The organism is Pseudomonas sp. PA-5-4B (genome assembly GCF_021606215.1).
In the GTDB taxonomy this organism is placed as follows: Bacteria; Pseudomonadota; Gammaproteobacteria; order Pseudomonadales; family Pseudomonadaceae; genus Aquipseudomonas; species Aquipseudomonas edaphica.
This window is the reverse complement of sequence record NZ_WKDB01000048.1, coordinates 18,227-37,244: the sequence shown is the minus strand read 5'-3', so window position 1 is coordinate 37,244 and position 19,018 is coordinate 18,227. Positions and strand designations below refer to the sequence as shown.

The window sequence follows — 19,018 nt, the reverse complement described above, 5'->3', positions numbered from 1 at the left end:
CGCTGAATACACCGCCATCACTCAACCGGCAGCGCTCTCCATGCGCACCGCGCCGCGCCGGGTTTGCCCGGCAGCGACCACGCAGTTACGCCCCGCGCCCTTGGCCGCGTAGAGCGCCTGATCGGCGGACTTGAGCACTTCTTCAGGCGTGCGCTGCTCGACCTGGCGCTCGGCCACGCCGATGCTGACCGTCACCGACACACTCGAGGCGCCACTGCCCACCCGGCGTTGGCGGCCCTGCTGGTCGTCGTGGGGACGGTCCGGGTTGCGCAGCTTGATGGCGTAGTTGGCGATGATCTCGCGAATCTCTTCCAGGTGCGGCATGCACTCGTCCAACGTCTTGCCGGCGAACACCACGGCAAACTCTTCCCCGCCATAACGATAGGCACGCCCACCGCCATTGACCTTCGACAATTTGCTGGCCACCAGCCGCAGCACTTGGTCACCGACATCGTGGCCGTGGGTGTCGTTAAAGCGCTTGAAGTGATCGACGTCGCTCATTGCCAACACATAATTGCGCCCCAACCGTTGCATGCGCTCATTGAGCGCGCGCCGCCCCGGCAAGCCGGTGAGTTCATCGCGAAAGGCCATCTGATAAGCCTCGTGCGCCACGCCGGCGGCAATCATCAGCATTACCTGGCTGCACATGATGTTCAGCGTGAACGGCAGGATAAAGGTTTGCGGCAACATCCAGAACAGCCCCAGCAAACCCACCAGTTGCGCCGCGTGCAAGGGCCGCGGCTGATACCAGTACTGCGCCGCCAGGGTGACAAAACCAATCAGGAACATCGGGTACGACAGCTGGATCAGGCTCATCCAACTGCCATGCAGCGCCGGCCAGCGAATCTCCGCCAGCCAGTTCAGCAAGGCTTGGGGGAAACTCTGCTCAAGCGCCAGGGCTACGCTGCCAAACGCAAAAAGCACGGCGCAGCGCGCCACAAAGTCGCGGAACAGGTGGGTTTTCTCCTGCCACAGCGCGTAAATGCTGAACAGCAACGGCAACAGCAAGCAACACAGATGGAACACCACCGCGGCGTCTTCACGGACGCGGCCGTTATCGCGGTAATAATCGGTCTGGGTGTCGAGCAGGAAGTAAACGACGTACACCGTGATCATCAGAAACAGCTCACGCTGGCGCCGATACACCGCGCAGTACGCGCCGCCGAGCAACAGCACCAAGGTCGGCAGCACATTGAACAGCGAGGTAAAGAACACGCTGAGGTCTTTGACATACGCAGCCGAGAGCCCGGCCAGCAACAGCAGCAACGAAGGGAGAAAATGACTGAACCGTACAGCGGACACGCGTGACAAGGGTAAAGCTCCGACCCGCCCAGAAAGATGGCACAGTGCCTTCACTGAGCACAGTTAAGCACATTCAATGTGACCTGTATCACATTGCCATCACTGTAACGGCAGCCACGCGCAATCCCTGAGTGCTGTGCTGTGTTTTTTATCGCCGCACATAAAAAACCGCCGCTTCCAAAAGAAGCGGCGGTTTTCAGGAGACCGGCAGGGCTTAGTAAGCCAGGCCGAAGTCTTCTTCTTTCATGTCCATCAGGTTGTTGGCGCCCGACAGCATGGTGACCTTATGGGTCTGGGTACGCGGCAGGATGCGCTGGAAGTAGAAGCGCGCCGTCTGCAGCTTGGCGGTGTAGAACGCCTCTTCGGTGGTGCCGGCAGCCAGTTTTTCAGCAGCCAGGCGTGCCATGTCGGCCCAGAAGTAAGCCAGGCACGCGTAGCCGGAGTACATCAGGTAGTCCACCGAGGCGGCACCGACTTCTTCACGGTCTTTCATCGCGGCCATACCGACCTTCATGGTCAACTCGCCCCACTCTTTGTTCAGTGCCGCCAGCGGTGCAACAAATTCCTTAACGGCTTCGTTGCCTTCGTTGGCCTGGCAGAACTTGTGCACGATCTTGGTGAAGCCCTTGAGCGCTTCGCCTTGAGTCATCAGCACTTTACGGCCCAGCAAGTCGAGTGCCTGGATGCCGGTAGTGCCTTCGTACAGCATCGAAATGCGGCTGTCGCGAACGTTCTGCTCCATGCCCCACTCGGCGATAAAGCCGTGGCCGCCGTAGATCTGCACGCCGTGGTTGGCCGATTCAAAACCGACTTCGGTCATGAACGCCTTGGCGATTGGGGTCATGAACGCCAGCAGGCCGTCGGCTTGTTTCTTGGCTTCGTCGTCGGTGCCGTACTTGACGATGTCCACTTGCTTGGCGGTGAAGTACACCATCGCCCGGTTGCCTTCAGCGAAGGCTTTCATGGTCAGCAGCATGCGGCGCACGTCAGGGTGCACGATGATTGGGTCAGCGGCTTTGTCTGGCGCTTTCGGGCCGGTCAGGGAGCGCATTTGCAGGCGGTCGCGAGCGTATTTCAGGCCGCCCTGGAAGCCGATCTCGGCGTGGGACAAGCCTTGCAGCGCGGTGCCCAGGCGAGCGGTGTTCATAAAGGTGAACATGCAGTTCAGGCCTTTGTTCGCCGGGCCGATCAGGAAACCGGTGGCCGCGTCGAAGTTCATCACGCAGGTGGCGTTACCGTGGATGCCCATCTTGTGTTCCAGGGAACCACAGGTCACCGCATTGCGCTCGCCGATCGAGCCGTCTGCGTTCGGCAAGAATTTAGGCACGATGAACAGCGAAATACCCTTGGTGCCGGCCGGTGCGTCCGGCAGGCGGGCCAGTACGATATGGACGATGTTGTCGGCCATATCGTGTTCACCGGCCGAGATGAAGATCTTGGTGCCGGAGACTTTGTAGGAACCATCAGCCTGAGGTTCGGCCTTGGTGCGCAGCATGCCCAGGTCGGTGCCGCAGTGCGGCTCGGTCAGGCACATGGTGCCGGTCCACTCACCCGAAACCAGCTTGGTCAGGTAAGCGTCTTGCTGTTGCGGGGTGCCGTGCTCGGAGATGGTGTTCATCGCACCGTGGGACAGGCCAGGGTACATGCCCCACGACCAGTTGGCGGCGCCGACCATCTCGCTCACGGCCAGGCCCAGGGATTCCGGCAGGCCTTGGCCACCGTGCTCCACGTCGTGGGCCAGGCTTGGCCAGCCGCCTTCGACGAACTGCTTGTAGGCTTCTTTGAAACCAGTAGGGGTTTTTACGCCTGACTCGCTCCAGGTACACCCTTCGATGTCACCCACGCGGTTCAACGGTGCCAGCACTTGCTCACAGAACTTGGCGCCTTCCTCAAGAATGGCGTCAACCATGTCCGGGGTAGCGTCCTGGCAAGCCGGCAGGCTCTGATAGTGCGCTTCATAACCGAGCAGTTCGTCACGAACGAAGCGAATATCACGCAAGGGGGCCTTGTAGTCAGGCATAGCGATAAACCTCTGCTGATGTATCTGGGATGAACAACCGCGTGGATTTGTTATGGCGGTCAAACAGGTGTTTGAAACATACGTTTACGACCTGGGGTTGTCAAGCATCGCGCCGAAGCCGTTTGTCATGACGCGCATCAATGCCACGCACGGCAAGGCCTGCGGCGGGATGCCACGCTTAAAAGGAGTTTAGAAGTTCAACGAGATGACACAGGACAATGTGGGAGCTGGCTTGTGTGGGAGCTGGCTTGCCTGCGATACAGGCGCCGCGGTATATCAGGAAGATTGAGTCGATGCTATCGCAGGCAAGCCAGCTCCCACAGAAGAGCCGGCGTGTGCCGATAGAAAGTTAAGCGTAGGTATCGATCAACGTGCCAAGCATTTCATCCGAAGCCTTGGCAACTTTCGCGCCCAGCTCCACTTGAAACTTGCCTTGGGCCATTTCGACCATGTTACTCGCCGAGTTGGACGGCTGGGCGCGATCGTTGGCTTGTAGACGATCACTTTGTGCGTCCGAGGGCTGGGTCGTCGCGGCGCCGGCAATTTTGCCGGCGGCCTGGTCGACGCGGTTCTGCCCGGCCTGAATAGTGCTCAGCCCCGAATAAAACGCGCTGCTTCCAGAGATTTCCATGGCGTAAGCCTGCCTTTAGAGAATCGTGAACTTGAATTGAAGCAGACATCCTGGCAAAACGCCCGTCAAAAACACTAATGGCATAATGCCTTAGCGATAGCCAAAATCAGTCAAGCAGGTCCAACTCCAGGTACTCGGCCACCACTTTCGCGCTGGCCTGCTTGAGCTTTGGCACCCGCCCCAGGCACGGCGCAGGCAACCGCTCAGCCAGGGTGGCGAGGTTCTCTTCCAGACGAGAGGTCTTGGGGTCGATGATATTTGCCACCCAACCCGCCAACGGCAAACCGTCCCGCGCGATGGCTTCGGCGGTGAGCAGCGCATGGCTGATACAGCCCAGACGCACGCCCACCACCAGGATCACCGGCAGCTTGAGCGCCATGGCCAGGTCCGACAGGTTGTCCTGATCGGCCAACGGCACCCGCCAGCCGCCTGCGCCTTCGATCAAGGTGAAATCCGCGTGTTGCGCGAGTATGTGCTGCATCGGTTTCAACAGTGATTGCACCGTGAGCGCCACACCCGCCTCCCGCGCGGCCAGGTGCGGCGCAATCGCGGGTTCAAAGGCCACCGGGTTGACCTCGGCATAGGTCAACGGCAGCGAACATTCGGCCAGCAGTGCCAAGGCGTCGGCGTTGCGCAAACCTTTTGGGGTGAGCTGGCAGCCTGAGGCCACCGGTTTTCCGGCGGCGGTGCTTTTACCCGCCAGCCGCGCGGCATGCAGCAGCCCGGCGGCGATGGTGGTTTTGCCCACATCGGTGTCGGTGCCAGTGATGAAATAAGCGGCGCTCATAACGGTTTCTCCAGTACGGCATACACCACTTGGTACGTGGCGGGCAGGCCCTGGGCCTGGCGGAACTGCTCGTAAGCGTGCACCAGTGCAACAATCCGCGCGCGCCCCGTCAACCCTCCCGGGCGACCGGGGTTGAGGTTATGCGCGCCCAACGCCTTGAGTTCGTGGGTCAGGCTGCGCACATCCGGGTAATGCAACACGTGAGGCTGGCGCTCCAGGCTCAGCACCCGCAAACCGCTGGCAGCACACAGCTGTTGGTAAGCCTCGAAGGTGCGGAAGCGGTTGACGTGAACCAGGCCATCCGCCGCACGCCAGCTTTGGCGCAACTCGTCCAGGGTGCCCACGCACAGGCTCGCAAATGCGAAGACGCCCCCGGGTTGCAGCACACGACAGGCCTCACTGAGCACCGCGTCGAAATTCGCGCACCACTGCACCGCCAGGCTGGAGAACAGCAGCTGGAAGCTCTCAGTTGCAAGCGGCAAGCGTTCTGCATCCCCCGCAATAAAGTGCTGCGCGCCCCCTAAAGGCCGCGCATGGTTGAGCATGCCCTCGGCAATATCCAGCGCTACGCCTTGGCTTGCAGGCAACAGTTCGCCCAGTGCACGGCTGAAATAACCCGTGCCGCAGCCTACATCCAGCCAGCGCCGGGGCGCGAGGGCCGCCGGCAAGCGGGACATCAGCGCATGCCCGACTGCGCGCTGCAACTCGGCGACGCTGTCGTAGCTGGCTGCTGCGCGGGAAAACGAGGCCGCCACCTGGCGCTTGTCCGGCAAACCGCCCGGCAGTGGGGGCTGGGATAAATCAGTCATCAACACACTCATGCAAAAAAGCCTGGATGGCCCCCGCTACACCGTGAGGGTCTTCCAGAAGAAAAGCGTGACCGGCCTGTTCAATCAGGCCGATTTCTACATCGGGCAGCAGGGCCAATAGATCACTCGCGGCTTCAGCGGGCACTAAACCGTCCAACCCCGCAAACAGGTGCAGTTGCGGGCCACGAAACGCCTGCAAAGCGGCGCGGGTATCCAGTTGAGCAAGCAGTTCCAGGCCCGGCATCAACACACTCGACAACGTATTCGGCGCCCCACTGACCAACAGGCGCGACAGCCCGCGCGGGTCGGCAGCGCCCTTGGCACACAGCAGGCCAAAGCGTTTGAGCGTGACCTGAGAATCGGCATGGCAACCCGCGAGGAACGCATCGAACGTCTCGGCAGGCATCGCACTGGGCCAGCCTTGATGGGCGACAAAACACGGGTTGCTCGCCAATGTCAGCAGCCCGCAGCAGCGCTCGCCGCGCCGCGCCGCCAACTCGGAAGCGAGCATGCCGCCCAGGGACCAGCCGCCCAACCAGGCGTTGTCCGGCAGTGTGGCGTCGAGTTCGTCGAGCCATTCATCCAGATCGCTGGAAGCCAGCACCGGCAACGGTTCGATATGCACTTGCAGGTGTTCGTCCAAACCCTGCAAGGCGCCAGCCAAAGGCTCCAGCGGGGACACACCAAGCCCCCAACCTGGCAGCAATACCAGTCGATCACGCATGGTCGGGCTCCGTAATACTTAACAACCGGAAACACTCATCCAATCCGTTTAACAATAGCTGCACCTGGGCCGCGCTGTGGGCCGCCGTCAGTGTCACGCGCAAACGCGCACTGCCGGCCGGCACAGTCGGTGGGCGGATGGCTGTCACCATCAGGCCGCGCTCGCGCAGCATCTGCGACAGGCGCATGGCGGTGGCGCTGTCGCCAATCAGGATCGGCTGGATCGGCGTGAAGCTGTCCATCAACCGCAGGCCAAGCTGCTCGGCGCCCTGGCGGAACTGGCGGATCAGACCATTGAGGTGCTCACGCCGCCAGTGCTCGGTGCGCAGCAGCTCCAGGCTTTTCAAAGTGGCGCAGGCCAATGCCGGTGGCTGGCTGGTGGTGTAGATGTAGGGCCGGGCGAACTGGATCAGGCTTTCGATCAGCTCTTCACTGCCCGCCACAAACGCTCCGGCGGTGCCGAACGCTTTACCGAGGGTGCCGACCAATACCGGCACGTCTTCCTGGCTCAAGCCGAAATGCTCGACAATTCCACCGCCCGTAGCACCTAACGGCCCGAAGCCATGGGCGTCATCGACCATCAACCAGGCGCCTTTGGCGCGGGCCTCACGGGCCAGCGCAGGCAGGTCGGCCAGATTGCCGTCCATGCTGAACACACCATCGGTGACCACCAGCGTATTGCCGGTCGCCTTCTCCAGGCGTTTGGCCAGGCTGCTGGCGTCGTTATGCAGATAGCGGTTGAAACGCGCCCCGGACAACAGGCCGGCGTCCAGCAACGAGGCGTGGTTGAGCCGGTCCTCCAGCACCGTATCGCCCTGCCCCACCAACGCGGTGACCGCGCCCAGGTTGGCCATATAGCCGGTGGTAAACAGCAGTGCACGCGGGCGCCCTGTGAGGTCGGCCAGGGCTTCCTCGAGTTCATGGTGCGGCGTGGCATGGCCGATCACCAGGTGCGAAGCGCCACCGCCCACGCCCCATCGGGAGGCCCCGGCGCGCCAGGCTTCGATCACTTGTGGATGATTGGCCAGGCCCAGGTAGTCGTTATTGCAGAATGCCAGGAGCGGTTGGCCATCCACCACCACTTGCGGGCCTTGCGGGCTCTCAAGCAAAGGGCGTTGGCGATAAAGGTGTTCGGCCCGGCGGGCAGCGAGGCGCGCGGCGAGATCAAAAGACATGCAGGCCTCGGCAGATCAGGTTGAACCCGATCCAATGTGGGAGCTGGCTTGCCTGCGATGACGGCAGCACATTCAGTATCAATGTGCCTGGACGACCGCTATCGCAGGCAAGCCAGCTCCCACAGTTGGATTGCGTTTCAAATGTGGAGAGAGGCGTTAAACCACCGCGTTATAGAACTGCTCGCTGCTCTTCTGCTCCACCAACGCCTGCTCAATCGCTGCCTGATGCACTTCATCGGCGTGCTCTTCACGCGCCTCCGGCAAGATTCCCAGGCGCGAGAACAGTTGCATGTCCTTGTCGGCCTGCGGGTTGGCGGTGGTCAGCAACTTGTCGCCGTAGAAGATCGAGTTGGCACCGGCGAAAAACGCCAGGGCCTGCATCTGCTCGTTCATCGCTTCACGGCCGGCCGACAAGCGCACATGGGATTGCGGCATCAGGATGCGCGCCACGGCGAGCATGCGGATAAAGTCAAACGGGTCGATGTCTTCGGCGTTTTCCAGCGGCGTACCGGCGACCTTCACCAGCATGTTGATCGGCACCGACTCCGGATGCTCCGGCAGGTTGGCCAGTTGGATCAGCAGGTTGGCGCGGTCGTCGAGGGACTCGCCCATGCCGAGGATGCCGCCCGAGCAGATCTTCATCCCCGAATCACGCACGTAGGCCAGGGTTTGCAGGCGCTCGCCGTAAGTGCGGGTGGTGATGATGCTGCCGTAAAACTCAGGCGAGGTGTCGAGGTTGTGGTTGTAGTAGTCCAGGCCGGCCTGGGCCAGGGCTTCGGTCTGGTCCTGGTCGAGACGGCCGAGGGTCATGCAGGTTTCCAGGCCCATAGCCTTCACGCCTTTGACCATCTGCAGCACGTAGGGCATGTCTTTGGCCGACGGGTGCTTCCAGGCGGCGCCCATGCAGAAGCGCGTCGAACCGATGGCTTTGGCGCGAGCGGCCTCTTCGAGGACCTTCTGCACCTCCATCAGCTTTTCTTTTTCCAGACCGGTGTTGTAGTGGCCCGACTGCGGACAATATTTGCAATCTTCCGGGCAGGCGCCGGTTTTGATCGACAGCAAGGTCGAGACCTGCACGCGGTTGGCGTCGAAATGCGCGCGGTGCACGGTCTGCGCCTGGAACAACAGGTCGTTGAAGGGTTGCACAAACAGCGCTTTGACTTCGGCTAAAGACCAATCGTGACGCAGGGTGGCAGAGGTGCTGGCGCTCATGGGCGATTCCTTGATTATGCTTGGGCTTACGCTGTGGGAAGGGCAATACCGGCAATACCGGCAATACCCGCAATACCCACAGTCAGTCACGACACGGATGCTCGGCATATTTAAGGAAGATTCATGCACTGTCAACTCAGATACAAACATCAGGTTTACATCTGGTTAGAAAACAACCAGACCTGTTTAATTTGCGATGAAGCAACAAACTCCAACCACACTGTGTGCAACGCCTGCGAAACCGAGCTGCCCTGGCTGCTGGAGCATTGCGAGGTGTGCGCCCTGCCCCTGCCGATGGAGGGTTTGATTTGCGGCCCCTGTCAAAAAAAGCCGCCTGCCTATAAACAGGTGATCGCACCCTGGACCTACGGTTTCCCCGTCGACACCCTTATCAGCCGCTTCAAACACCAGTCGCGCTGGCCACTGGGTCATCTGCTCGCACACTTGCTGGGCCAGTATCTGCAACACCGTTTCGACAACACCGCACTCACCCGCCCCGACTGCCTGCTGCCGGTGCCCATGGCGCGCAAGCGTCTGCGTGAGCGCGGCTTCAACCAATCGTTGATGTTGGCCCGCTGGCTCAGCGAAGACCTCGACCTCCCACACGATGAACACCTGTTGTTACGCCCCCATGAAACCGTCGCGCAACAAGCCCTCGACGCCAAGACCCGCCAACGCAACCTGCTCACCGCGTTTGCGCTGGCACCCGGCGCCCAGGTGCAGGGCCGCCACTTTGCGCTGGTGGACGACGTACTCACCACCGGCGCCACCGCCCACAGCCTGGCCCGCCTATTGATGGACGCTGGCGCTCGTCAGGTCGATGTGTACTGTCTGGCCCGCACGCCAAAACCAGGCTCATGACTTGACTCGCGTGCGCCGCGCCTGCAACGTCCGCTGACCTTATCGAAGCGTATCCACATGTCTCTGCCGACCTCCCTCAGCCAACACATCATCCGCCGCCCCCAGCGCATCGCCCTGTTGGCGCATATTGCCGAGCAGGGTTCGATCACCCGCGCAGCCAAGAGCGCTGGTCTGAGTTACAAGGCCGCGTGGGATGCGATCGACGAGTTGAACAACCTGGCGCAAAAGCCGCTGGTGGAGCGCAGCGTCGGCGGCAAAGGCGGCGGCGGCGCCAAGCTGACGGCCGAAGGTGAGCGCGTGCTGCGCCTGTACCAACGCCTGCAAGTGTTGCAGGCCGAGGTGCTGGGTTCGGATGAGGACGCGAGCGACTTCAACCTGCTCGGTCGCCTGATGTTGCGCACCAGCGCGCGCAACCAACTGCACGGCCAGGTCAGCGCCATCGAACACCAGGGCCGCAATGACTTGATTCGCCTGCAACTCTCGGGCGGCTTGAGCCTGAGTGCGCAGATCACTCACGACAGCACGCAGCGGCTGGAGCTGGAAACCGGCGTTGAAGTGGTCGCCTTGATCAAGGCCGGATGGCTGGAATTGCTCGCCATCGGGCAGGCTGCAACACCTGGACACAATTGCGTGAGCGGTGTGATCGAGACGATTCTCGACGCCGATGACGGCCCCAGCGAAGTGCGCATCACCCTGCCCAACGGCCAGGTTTTATGCGCCCTGGCGCAGCCCGCCGCGCTCCAGGTACTGGGTGTCGTCGAAGGCGGCCAAGTCCAGGTGCAATTCTCACCCAACAATGTGCTGCTCGGCACACCGGTTTAGGCGCCCGCCATCTTTAAGCTGCAACAAATTCGTCACGAGCGCTCCTTAAGGTGTCTGCAAAAACCGCAGGGAGCCTGAAATGAGCCTATTAGAAGAAAACCAAGCCACCGACCTTGAACAGATGGTCGGCCTCACCCGCCGCCGTTTTATCGGCGCCGGCGCCCTGTGCGGTGCCGCGATGTTCCTGGGTGGCAACCTGCTCACGCGCAGCGCAATGGCCGTGAACGCTGCCACCGCCAGCCCCTTGCTGGGCTTTGCCAGCATCGCTGCGGCCACCAGCGACGCCATCACCTTGCCGCCGGGTTACTCCGCCTCGGTACTGATCAGTTGGGGCCAGCCGCTGCACAAGAACGCGCCAGCCTTCGACCCGTCCGGCAATGGCACTGCCAAGGCCCAGGAACAGCAGTTCGGTGACAACAACGACGGCATGAGCCTGTTCGCCTTCCCCGGTGACAACAACCGTGCGCTGATGGCCATCAACAACGAATACACCAACTACCGCTACCTCTACGCCCATGGCGGCGCGCCGCAATCGGCTGAAGACGTGCGCAAGGCCCAGGCCAGCGAAGGTGTGTCGGTGATAGAGGTGCGGCGCAAGGGCGACACCTGGCAGTTCGTGCAGGACTCGCGCTACAACCGCCGCATCCACGGTAACTCGCCGATCCGCCTGGGTGGCCCCGCTGCCGGCCATGCCTGGCTGAAAACCAGCGCCGACAAAACCGGCAAAAAAGCCCTCGGCACCTTCCAGAACTGCGCCAACGGCAAGACGCCATGGGGCACTTACCTGACCTGCGAAGAGAACTTCACCGACTGCTTTGGCAGCAGCAACCCGCAACAAAGCTTCGACGCCGGGCAAAAGCGCTACGGCGTGGTGGCCGCCAGCCGTGAGATCAATTGGCACCTGCACGACCCGCGCTTCGACATGGCCAAGAACCCCAACGAACTCAATCGCCACGGCTGGGTGGTGGAAATCGACCCGTTCGACCCGCAATCCACACCGGTCAAGCGCACTGCCCTGGGCCGCTTCAAACACGAAAACGCCGCACTGGCAGAAACCCGTGATGGCCGCGCCGTGGTGTACATGGGCGACGACGAGCGTGGCGAGTTCATCTACAAGTTCGTCAGCCGCGATCCGATCAACCACCACAACCCCAAAGCCAACAAGAACCTGCTCGACCACGGCACCCTGTACGTGGCGATTTTCGATGCCGGCGACGGCAATGCCGACCACCCCAAGGGCAAAGGCGAATGGGTCGAACTCACCCACGGCAAAAACGGCATCGACGCCAGCTCGGGGTTTGCCAGCCAGGCCGAAGTGCTGATCCACGCGCGCCTGGCCGCCAGTGTGGTGAAAGCCACACGCATGGACCGCCCGGAATGGATCGTGGTCAGCCCCACCGACGGCCAGGTGTATTGCACGCTCACCAACAACGCCAAGCGCGGTGAAGACGGCCAGCCGGTGGGCGGGCCGAATCCGCGTGAGAAAAACGTGTATGGCCAGATCCTGCGCTGGAAAGCCGACGCGGATAACCACGGCGCCAACACCTTCACCTGGGATTTGTTTGTGGTGGCCGGCAACCCAGGTGTGCATGCCGGCACGCCAAAAGGCGGCTCGTCCAACATCAACCCGCAAAACATGTTCAACAGTCCCGACGGCCTGGGGTTCGACAAGGCCGGGCGCTTGTGGATCCTCACCGACGGCGACTACAGCAACAAGGGCGACTTCGCCGGCATGGGCAATAACCAGATGCTGTGCGCCGACCCCAACACCGGGGAAATCCGCCGCTTCATGGTCGGGCCAGTGGCGTGCGAGGTCACGGGTATCAGCTTTTCGCCGGACCAGAAGACCCTGTTTGTGGGGATTCAGCATCCGGGGGAAACCGGGGGTTCGACCTGGCCGGAGCATCTGCCAAACGGCAAGCCGCGCTCGTCGGTGATGGCGATTCGGCGGGATGATGGTGGGATAGTCGGCGCCTGACAGGGCCTCATCGCAGGCAAGCCAGCTCCCACCTTTGAGCGCATTCCACGCTCAAGTGTGGGAGCTGGCTTGCCTGCGATGGCAATGGCACAGTCGCCACCTATCTCAGCGTTGGTGCGTTACCATACCCGGCCGGACGCGGCGCCCTGCTGCGCGCAGGAGTTCGCATGGCCCACCCGTTTGAAACACTCACCCCCGATTTAGTACTCGACGCCGTCGAAAGCATCGGCTTTCTCAGCGACGCGCGCGTGTTGGCGCTTAACAGCTACGAAAACCGCGTGTATCAGGTGGGCATCGAAGACTCCGAGCCGCTGATCGCCAAATTCTACCGCCCGCAGCGCTGGACCAACGAAGCGATCCTGGAAGAACACCGCTTCACCTTCGAACTGGCCGAGTGCGAAGTGCCGGTGGTTGCACCGCTGGTGCATAACGGCGAAAGCCTGTTCGAACACGCGGGCTTTCGCTTCACCCTGTTCCCACGCCGTGGCGGTCGGGCGCCGGAGCCGGGCAACCTGGATCAGCTGTATCGCCTCGGGCAATTGCTCGGCCGTTTACACGCGGTGGGGTCCACCCGCCCGTTTGAACACCGCGAAGCCTTGGGTGTGAAGAACTTCGGTCACGATTCCCTCAACACCTTGCTTGAAGGCAATTTCATTCCCAAAAGCCTGCTGCCCGCTTACGAGTCTGTCGCGCGCGACCTGCTCAAGCGCGTGGAAGAGGTGTACAAGGCCACACCGCACAAGAACATCCGCATGCACGGCGACTGCCACCCCGGCAACATGATGTGCCGCGACGAGATGTTCCACATCGTCGACCTGGACGACTGCCGCATGGGCCCGGCCGTGCAGGACCTGTGGATGATGCTCGCGGGCGACCGTCAGGAATGCCTGGGCCAGCTGTCGGAATTGATGGACGGCTACCAGGAGTTCCACGACTTCGACCCACGCGAACTGGCCTTGATCGAACCCCTGCGCGCCTTGCGCCTGATGCACTACAGCGCCTGGCTGGCCCGGCGCTGGGATGACCCGGCATTCCCCCACAGCTTTCCGTGGTTTGGCAGCGAGCGGTATTGGGGCGACCAGGTGTTGGCGTTGCGTGAGCAACTGTCGGCGCTCAATGAAGAGCCCCTCAAACTCTTCTAAAGAGCAGTACACCACCGGTGTGGGAGCTGGCTTGCCTGCGATTCAGACAACTCGGTGTATCAGTGGTACTAAGGTGATTTCATCGCAGGCAAGCCAGCTCCCACAGAAAAGCCCCTGCCTTGCCTGACAAAAATCCTTACAATCGCGCTTTGTAAGCTGCCTGAGCAAGGATTCTGCAATGCACGCCGCCAACCCCCGCAAGGGGTACATCCTGGGCCTGAGTGCCTATGTCATCTGGGGTCTTTTCCCACTTTATTTCAAAGCCATCGCCAGTGTTCCCGCCGCCGAAATCATCGTGCACCGCGTCTTGTGGTCGGCGCTGTTCGGCGGTTTGCTGTTGATGGTGTGGAAGCACCCCGGCTGGTTCCGTGAACTGCGCGACAACCCCAAGCGCCTGGCGATTCTGGCACTCAGCGGTTCGTTGATTGCGGCCAACTGGCTGACCTATGTGTGGTCGGTGAACAGCGGGCGCATGCTGGAAGCGAGCCTGGGTTACTACATCAACCCGTTGGTGAATGTACTGCTGGGCATGCTGATCCTGGGCGAGCGCCTGCGCCGCCTGCAATGGATCGCCGTCGGGCTGGCGGCGGTGGGTGTGGCGCAGCAAGTGTGGCAAGTCGGCAGTCTGCCGTGGGTGTCGCTGGTGCTGGCACTGACCTTCGGCTTTTACGGTTTGATCCGCAAACAGGCGCCGGTCAAGGCGCTGCCAGGGCTGGTGGTGGAAACCTGGATGCTGGTGCCGATCGCCGTCGCCTGGTTGTTGTTCAACCCGTCGGCCCATAGTGCGCAGCTTGAATTTTGGAGCACCTCCGAAGCCTGGTGGCTGGTGGCCGCAGGCCCGGTTACGCTGATTCCGCTGGTGTGTTTCAACGCCGCCGCACGGCATTTGCCCTACACCGCACTGGGCTTTTTGCAATACGTGGCGCCGACGCTGGTGCTGTTGGAAGCGGTGCTGCTGTTCGGTGAACACCTGGCGACCAGCACGCTGATTGCTTTCGCATTTATCTGGGCGGGCCTGGTGGTTTACAGCCTGGATGCATGGCTGACGGTGCGCAAACGCTGATCAAATAACGTACAAACCTCTGCAAGCCACAGTGCACGTGGCTTGCAGGCATTCACCCCAAGGTTATCCACACCCTGATCCCCGCCATTTGTGCACAAGCCATTGAAACTGCTCGTTTTTTGCTCAATCGACGAAGAAGCCCGGCCGGCATGGCCTGGCGCCGGGTCTCTACAGGTTATCCACAGGCCCATGCAAGATTTCCATGCATAACCTTGTGGACCGATTATTCCTCGTGGTGCAGTTCCACCATCAAATCATCGGCCAAGGTTTCCAGGGACAGCTGCAAGGTATCCAGGGACAACGCGGCCGGCACCTGCAACAACGCTTCGGCGCTAAACAAGGGATCACCGCTCATGGGCGCCGGACGCACATCCGTGCTCAGGCTCGCCAGGTTCACGCCTTGTTTGCTCAATAGCGCCGTGATTTCGCGCACGATGCCTGCGCGGTCATTGCCCACCAACGTCATCATGATCGATTTGGACGCCGAGGCCTGCCCGCTGCTGCCCTCGCCCACCAGCACACGAATGCCATGTGTGGATAAGTCCTCCAGCGCGCCGACCAGGGCTTGACGCTGTTCCGTCGGCACGCTGACCCGCAAAATCCCGGCAAACTGCCCGGCCATGTGCGCCATGCGGCTTTCCAGCCAGTTACCGCCGTGGGCGGCAATGTTCTGCGCAATGCGTTCAACCAGGCCGGGTTTGTCGGCGGCGATAATAGTGAGTACAAGATGGTCCATGGCGAAGCCCTCGGTGGGTTGATCATCGATTATAGGCACACACCCTGTGGGAGCGGGCTTGCCCGCGATGGGGGGCGTGTCAGTTACACATCCGTGGGCGATGTATTGCTATCGCGGGCAAGCCCGCTCCCACACAAAGCCAATTCCTACAGAAGTGGTCAAAAACAAATCGTGTACCATTTTTATATTTATCTGGAACAATCCAATAGTTTTTTGAGAACATCCGATTCTCCGCTGTGACCGTACGACCAAAATGAGTCGCTAAACGACGTATTTAGTCTAATTTTCACAACCGCAAGTCATCATGTAGTATGCCCAACCGTGCACTACATAATGAAAATCTGAAACAGCGCATAAGCTCCGCAGAGTGAGGCAAGCAATGACTGAACACGTTCAAGTCGGTGGCCTGCAGGTCGCCAAAGTCCTGTTCGACTTCGTGAACAACGAAGCCATTCCCGGCACCGGCATCACTGCCGACCAGTTCTGGGCCGGCGCCGACAAGGTCATCCACGACCTGGCACCGAAGAACAAAGCCCTACTCGCCAAACGCGATGATTTCCAGGCGCGGATCGACACCTGGCACCAGACCCACGCAGGCAAAGCCCACGACCCAGTGGCCTACAAAGCCTTCCTGCAAGATATCGGTTACCTGCTGCCAGAAGCTGCAGATTTCCAGGCCTCGACCCAAAATGTCGATGACGAAATTGCCCGCATGGCCGGCCCGCAGCTGGTGGTGCCGGTCATGAATGCCCGCTTCGCCCTCAACGCCTCCAATGCACGCTGGGGCTCGCTGTACGACGCGCTGTATGGCACCGATGCCATCAGCGAAGCCGACGGCGCCGAGAAGGGCAAGGGTTACAACAAAGTGCGTGGCGACAAGGTAATTGCCTTCGCCCGTGCTTTCCTCGACGAAGCCGCGCCGCTCACCGCCGGCAGCCACGTCGATTCCACCGGTTACAAGATGGTGGATGGCAAGCTCATCGTCAGCCTCAAGGGCGGCAGCAACAGTGGCCTGCGCGACGACGCACAACTGATCGGTTTCCAGGGCCCTGCGGCCGAGCCGATTGCGATCCTGCTTAAACACAACGGCCTGCACTTCGAAATCCAGATCGACGCCAGCACCCCGGTCGGCCAGACCGACGCCGCCGGCGTCAAAGACGTGCTGATGGAAGCCGCGCTGACCACCATCATGGACTGCGAAGACTCCGTCGCCGCCGTCGATGCCGATGACAAAGTGGTGATCTACCGCAACTGGCTCGGCCTGATGAAAGGCGACCTGGCCGAAGAAGTGGCCAAGGGCGGCAAGACCTTCACCCGCACCATGAACGCCGACCGCGTCTACACCGGCGTGGATGGCCAGGACGTGACCCTGCACGGCCGTTCGCTGCTGTTCGTGCGTAACGTTGGCCACTTGATGACCATCGACGCGATCCTGGATAAAGACGGCAACGAAGTACCGGAAGGTATCCTCGACGGCCTGCTCACCAGCCTGGCGGCGATCCACAGCCTCAACGGCAACAGCAGCCGCAAGAACAGCCGCACCGGTTCCGTCTATATCGTAAAACCGAAGATGCACGGCCCCGAAGAAGCAGCGTTTACCAATGAGCTGTTCGGCCGCATCGAAGACGTGCTGAACCTGCCGCGTAATACCCTCAAAGTCGGGATCATGGACGAGGAGCGCCGCACCACGGTCAACCTCAAGGCCTGCATCAAGGCGGCCAGCGAGCGCGTGGTGTTTATCAACACCGGCTTCCTCGACCGCACCGGCGATGAAATCCACACCTCCATGGAAGCTGGCGCGATGGTGCGCAAGGCCGCCATGAAGGCGGAAAAATGGATCGGTGCCTACGAAAACTGGAACGTCGATATCGGCTTGAGCACCGGCCTGCAAGGTCGTGCACAGATCGGTAAAGGCATGTGGGCCATGCCCGACCTGATGGCGGCGATGCTCGAACAGAAAATCGCTCACCCACTGGCCGGCGCCAACACCGCCTGGGTGCCATCGCCGACGGCGGCTGCGCTGCATGCGCTGCACTACCACAAGGTTGATGTGTTCGCCCGCCAGGCCGAACTGGCCAAGCGCGAGCGCGCTTCGGTAGACGATATCCTGACCATTCCTCTGGCCAGCAACACCGATTGGTCTGACGAAGAAATCCGCAACGAACTGGATAACAACGCCCAGGGCATCCTCGGCTATGTGGTCCGTTGGATCGACCAGGGCGTCGGCTGCTCGAAAGTGCCGGACATCAACGATGTGGGCCTGATGGAAGACCGCGCCACCCTGCGCATCTCCAGCCAGCACATCGCCAACTGGCTGCGCCACGGCATCGTCAACGAAGCCCAGGTGATGGAAAGCCTCAAGCGCATGGCGCCGGTGGTGGACCGTCAGAATGCCGGTGACGCGTTGTATCGCCCGCTGGCACCGGATTTCGACAGCAACATCGCGTTCCAGGCGGCGGTGGAGTTGGTGATTGAAGGGACTAAGCAGCCGAATGGGTATACGGAGCCGGTGTTGCATCGTCGGCGTCGGGAATATAAGGCGAAAAACGGTATTTAATTAGAAAACGACTCCCTGATCTGCGGATCAGGGAGTTCAAGCCCACACATAACACTCATCTATCCGATTTCATCATGGGGTGTACTGGATATCAGCCTTCCCATCAAACACGTATTTCTTACCTACTTCTTTTTCATAAACAGCAGTAATGGTAAGTGCTTGGTGATCGCCGCCATCCGTAACAATCACTGTGACTGTCCCGGCCAAACCGCGGGCGTCTCCGTCGCCGTAGAACTGTAACCCCCATGAATTATCTGCTGCGTAGTCAAACTTATAGGTTTCACCGTCTTTAACGTCATGAGGATAAACAATTTGCAAGACTGGTTTGCCTTTATTGTCAAAAGCAACGAAATTGTTTGCAGCCCCTTCAACCTTATCAAAATTAAACTCAAGGTGCGGTTTGTCTTTATAGGTAACTTTTAGAATTGCCGAACCTTTGAACGAACTTTCAGTCGCCATTTCCATCACCCCGTCTAATGAGTATTTAAAGTAACGATCTCTACGCGTCACTTCATCCAGTAGACAAGAGCCTATTCAACTTTCCAACTGTCAACATTGACAGGTAAAGAGTAAAGCTGACCAGCGGTAGCTACTGCGCCATCCCCAATTCCCGCTTGACCATCTTCGCCAACTTCACGCTATCGATCGGCTTGAGCAAAAAATCCACCACGCTCAAATGCATCGCATCAATCACATCCGGCGCTTCCGCGTCCCCCGACATGATGATGATCGGCAACGCCGCACGGGTTGACTCGCGCACTTTGCGAATCAATTGCAGGCCGTTGCTCGGCGCCATGCGCAAATCGGTGATCAGCAAACCGATGGAACTGCTGGAGCTCAACAAATCCCACGCTGTCTCGCCGCTGTCGGCGGTCATGCAGCGAATGCCGTCCAGACCCAGGATCTCCGCAAGCAATTCACGAGCGTCCTTGTCGTCGTCGACAATCAACACCCGCTGTGGCGGCAAATCGGGTTCCAGCATTACGGCGCTCAGGGCCTCGCGCTCGGCATCACTCAAAATATCGTGGTCGGACATACGTTTCTCAGCAGTTCTATTCAATCTCCCAGCACACTCGTCAGACATCTGCGGAAGGGCGAACAATGTGCACTTCGTCGGAAAGTTTGCCTAGTGGGCGTTCTACGGGGTTTGGACGATAGTCATGTAAGGTTTTTCCCTAGTCGTGAATGGTTTTGCCCAGA

Annotated in this window: 18 protein-coding genes; 7 read left to right on the top strand and 11 right to left on the bottom strand. The window is 60.5% G+C overall.

Annotated elements, in window-relative coordinates:
- Positions 1 to 21 precede the first annotated feature (21 nt).
- Positions 22 to 1,311, bottom strand: coding sequence for a GGDEF domain-containing protein (locus tag GIW28_RS21500; RefSeq protein ID WP_017138033.1), 1,290 nt, complete (start codon positions 1,309 to 1,311; stop codon positions 22 to 24).
- A 205-nt stretch (positions 1,312 to 1,516) separates the two neighbouring features.
- Positions 1,517 to 3,322 carry a phenylacyl-CoA dehydrogenase gene (locus GIW28_RS21495; RefSeq protein ID WP_017138032.1) on the bottom strand — a complete coding sequence of 602 codons (1,806 nt, stop codon included), beginning with the start codon at positions 3,320 to 3,322 and terminating at the stop codon, positions 1,517 to 1,519.
- 52 nt (positions 3,323 to 3,374) lie between these two features.
- Here GIW28_RS21495 and GIW28_RS21490 point away from each other — a divergent pair, with 52 nt between their 5' ends.
- On the top strand, positions 3,375 to 3,515 hold the full coding sequence (locus GIW28_RS21490) for a hypothetical protein (RefSeq protein ID WP_186617045.1): 141 nt from the start codon (positions 3,375 to 3,377) through the stop codon (positions 3,513 to 3,515).
- Between the two features lie 156 nt (positions 3,516 to 3,671).
- Here GIW28_RS21490 and GIW28_RS21485 read toward each other — a convergent pair whose 3' ends face one another.
- The 6 genes from GIW28_RS21485 to bioB form a co-directional block, all read right to left on the bottom strand.
- Complete coding sequence (locus GIW28_RS21485) at positions 3,672 to 3,953, bottom strand: hypothetical protein (protein WP_017138029.1); 282 nt, start codon at positions 3,951 to 3,953, stop codon at positions 3,672 to 3,674.
- A 106-nt stretch (positions 3,954 to 4,059) separates the two neighbouring features.
- Entirely contained in the window at positions 4,060 to 4,740 is a 681-nt protein-coding gene (gene bioD, locus GIW28_RS21480; protein ID WP_017138028.1) for a dethiobiotin synthase, read from the bottom strand.
- Positions 4,737 to 5,549, bottom strand: a complete 813-nt coding sequence (gene bioC / locus GIW28_RS21475; RefSeq protein WP_138451646.1) for a malonyl-ACP O-methyltransferase BioC — start codon at positions 5,547 to 5,549, stop codon at positions 4,737 to 4,739. The genes bioD and bioC overlap by 4 nt, the downstream gene beginning before the upstream one ends.
- Positions 5,542 to 6,273: an alpha/beta fold hydrolase gene (locus GIW28_RS21470; protein WP_176991594.1), complete on the bottom strand. Its 732-nt coding sequence runs from the start codon at positions 6,271 to 6,273 to the stop codon at positions 5,542 to 5,544. Before GIW28_RS21470 ends, bioC begins: the two co-directional genes overlap by 8 nt.
- Positions 6,266 to 7,447, bottom strand: a complete 1,182-nt coding sequence (bioF, locus tag GIW28_RS21465; protein WP_236446047.1) for an 8-amino-7-oxononanoate synthase — start codon at positions 7,445 to 7,447, stop codon at positions 6,266 to 6,268. Before bioF ends, GIW28_RS21470 begins: the two co-directional genes overlap by 8 nt.
- A gap of 156 nt (positions 7,448 to 7,603) precedes the next feature.
- On the bottom strand, positions 7,604 to 8,659 hold the full coding sequence (gene bioB, locus GIW28_RS21460) for a biotin synthase BioB (RefSeq protein ID WP_017138024.1): 1,056 nt from the start codon (positions 8,657 to 8,659) through the stop codon (positions 7,604 to 7,606).
- Between the two features lie 123 nt (positions 8,660 to 8,782).
- Here bioB and GIW28_RS21455 point away from each other — a divergent pair, with 123 nt between their 5' ends.
- The 5 genes from GIW28_RS21455 (at position 8,783) to rarD (ending at position 14,525) form a co-directional block, all read left to right on the top strand.
- Entirely contained in the window at positions 8,783 to 9,520 is a 738-nt protein-coding gene (locus GIW28_RS21455) for a ComF family protein (protein WP_138451640.1), read from the top strand.
- 57 nt (positions 9,521 to 9,577) lie between these two features.
- Positions 9,578 to 10,342, top strand: coding sequence for a TOBE domain-containing protein (locus tag GIW28_RS21450; protein WP_017138022.1), 765 nt, complete (start codon positions 9,578 to 9,580; stop codon positions 10,340 to 10,342).
- A gap of 79 nt (positions 10,343 to 10,421) precedes the next feature.
- Complete coding sequence (locus GIW28_RS21445) at positions 10,422 to 12,320, top strand: PhoX family protein (protein ID WP_017138021.1); 1,899 nt, start codon at positions 10,422 to 10,424, stop codon at positions 12,318 to 12,320.
- Between the two features lie 167 nt (positions 12,321 to 12,487).
- Positions 12,488 to 13,462 carry a serine/threonine protein kinase gene (locus GIW28_RS21440; protein WP_056857817.1) on the top strand — a complete coding sequence of 325 codons (975 nt, stop codon included), beginning with the start codon at positions 12,488 to 12,490 and terminating at the stop codon, positions 13,460 to 13,462.
- A gap of 178 nt (positions 13,463 to 13,640) precedes the next feature.
- A complete protein-coding gene (rarD, locus tag GIW28_RS21435) occupies positions 13,641 to 14,525 on the top strand; it encodes an EamA family transporter RarD (RefSeq protein WP_017138019.1) in 885 nt (294 codons plus the stop codon).
- Between the two features lie 223 nt (positions 14,526 to 14,748).
- Here the strand turns inward: rarD and GIW28_RS21430 are convergent, their stop codons facing one another.
- The gene (locus tag GIW28_RS21430) at positions 14,749 to 15,261 is read right to left on the bottom strand and encodes a glycine cleavage system protein R (protein WP_017138018.1); all 513 of its coding nucleotides are present in this window, start codon (positions 15,259 to 15,261) and stop codon (positions 14,749 to 14,751) included.
- 379 nt (positions 15,262 to 15,640) lie between these two features.
- On the opposite strand from GIW28_RS21430, the gene GIW28_RS21425 reads away from it, so the two are divergent.
- Entirely contained in the window at positions 15,641 to 17,818 is a 2,178-nt protein-coding gene (locus GIW28_RS21425) for a malate synthase G (protein ID WP_236446049.1), read from the top strand.
- Positions 17,819 to 17,890: 72 nt separating this feature from the next.
- Here the strand turns inward: GIW28_RS21425 and GIW28_RS21420 are convergent, their stop codons facing one another.
- Positions 17,891 to 18,277, bottom strand: a complete 387-nt coding sequence (locus tag GIW28_RS21420; protein WP_099550401.1) for a hypothetical protein — start codon at positions 18,275 to 18,277, stop codon at positions 17,891 to 17,893.
- A 130-nt stretch (positions 18,278 to 18,407) separates the two neighbouring features.
- Positions 18,408 to 18,854 (bottom strand): response regulator, encoded by a 447-nt coding sequence (locus GIW28_RS21415; RefSeq protein WP_017138015.1) that lies wholly within the window; start codon positions 18,852 to 18,854, stop codon positions 18,408 to 18,410.
- Positions 18,855 to 19,018: the final 164 nt, after the last annotated feature.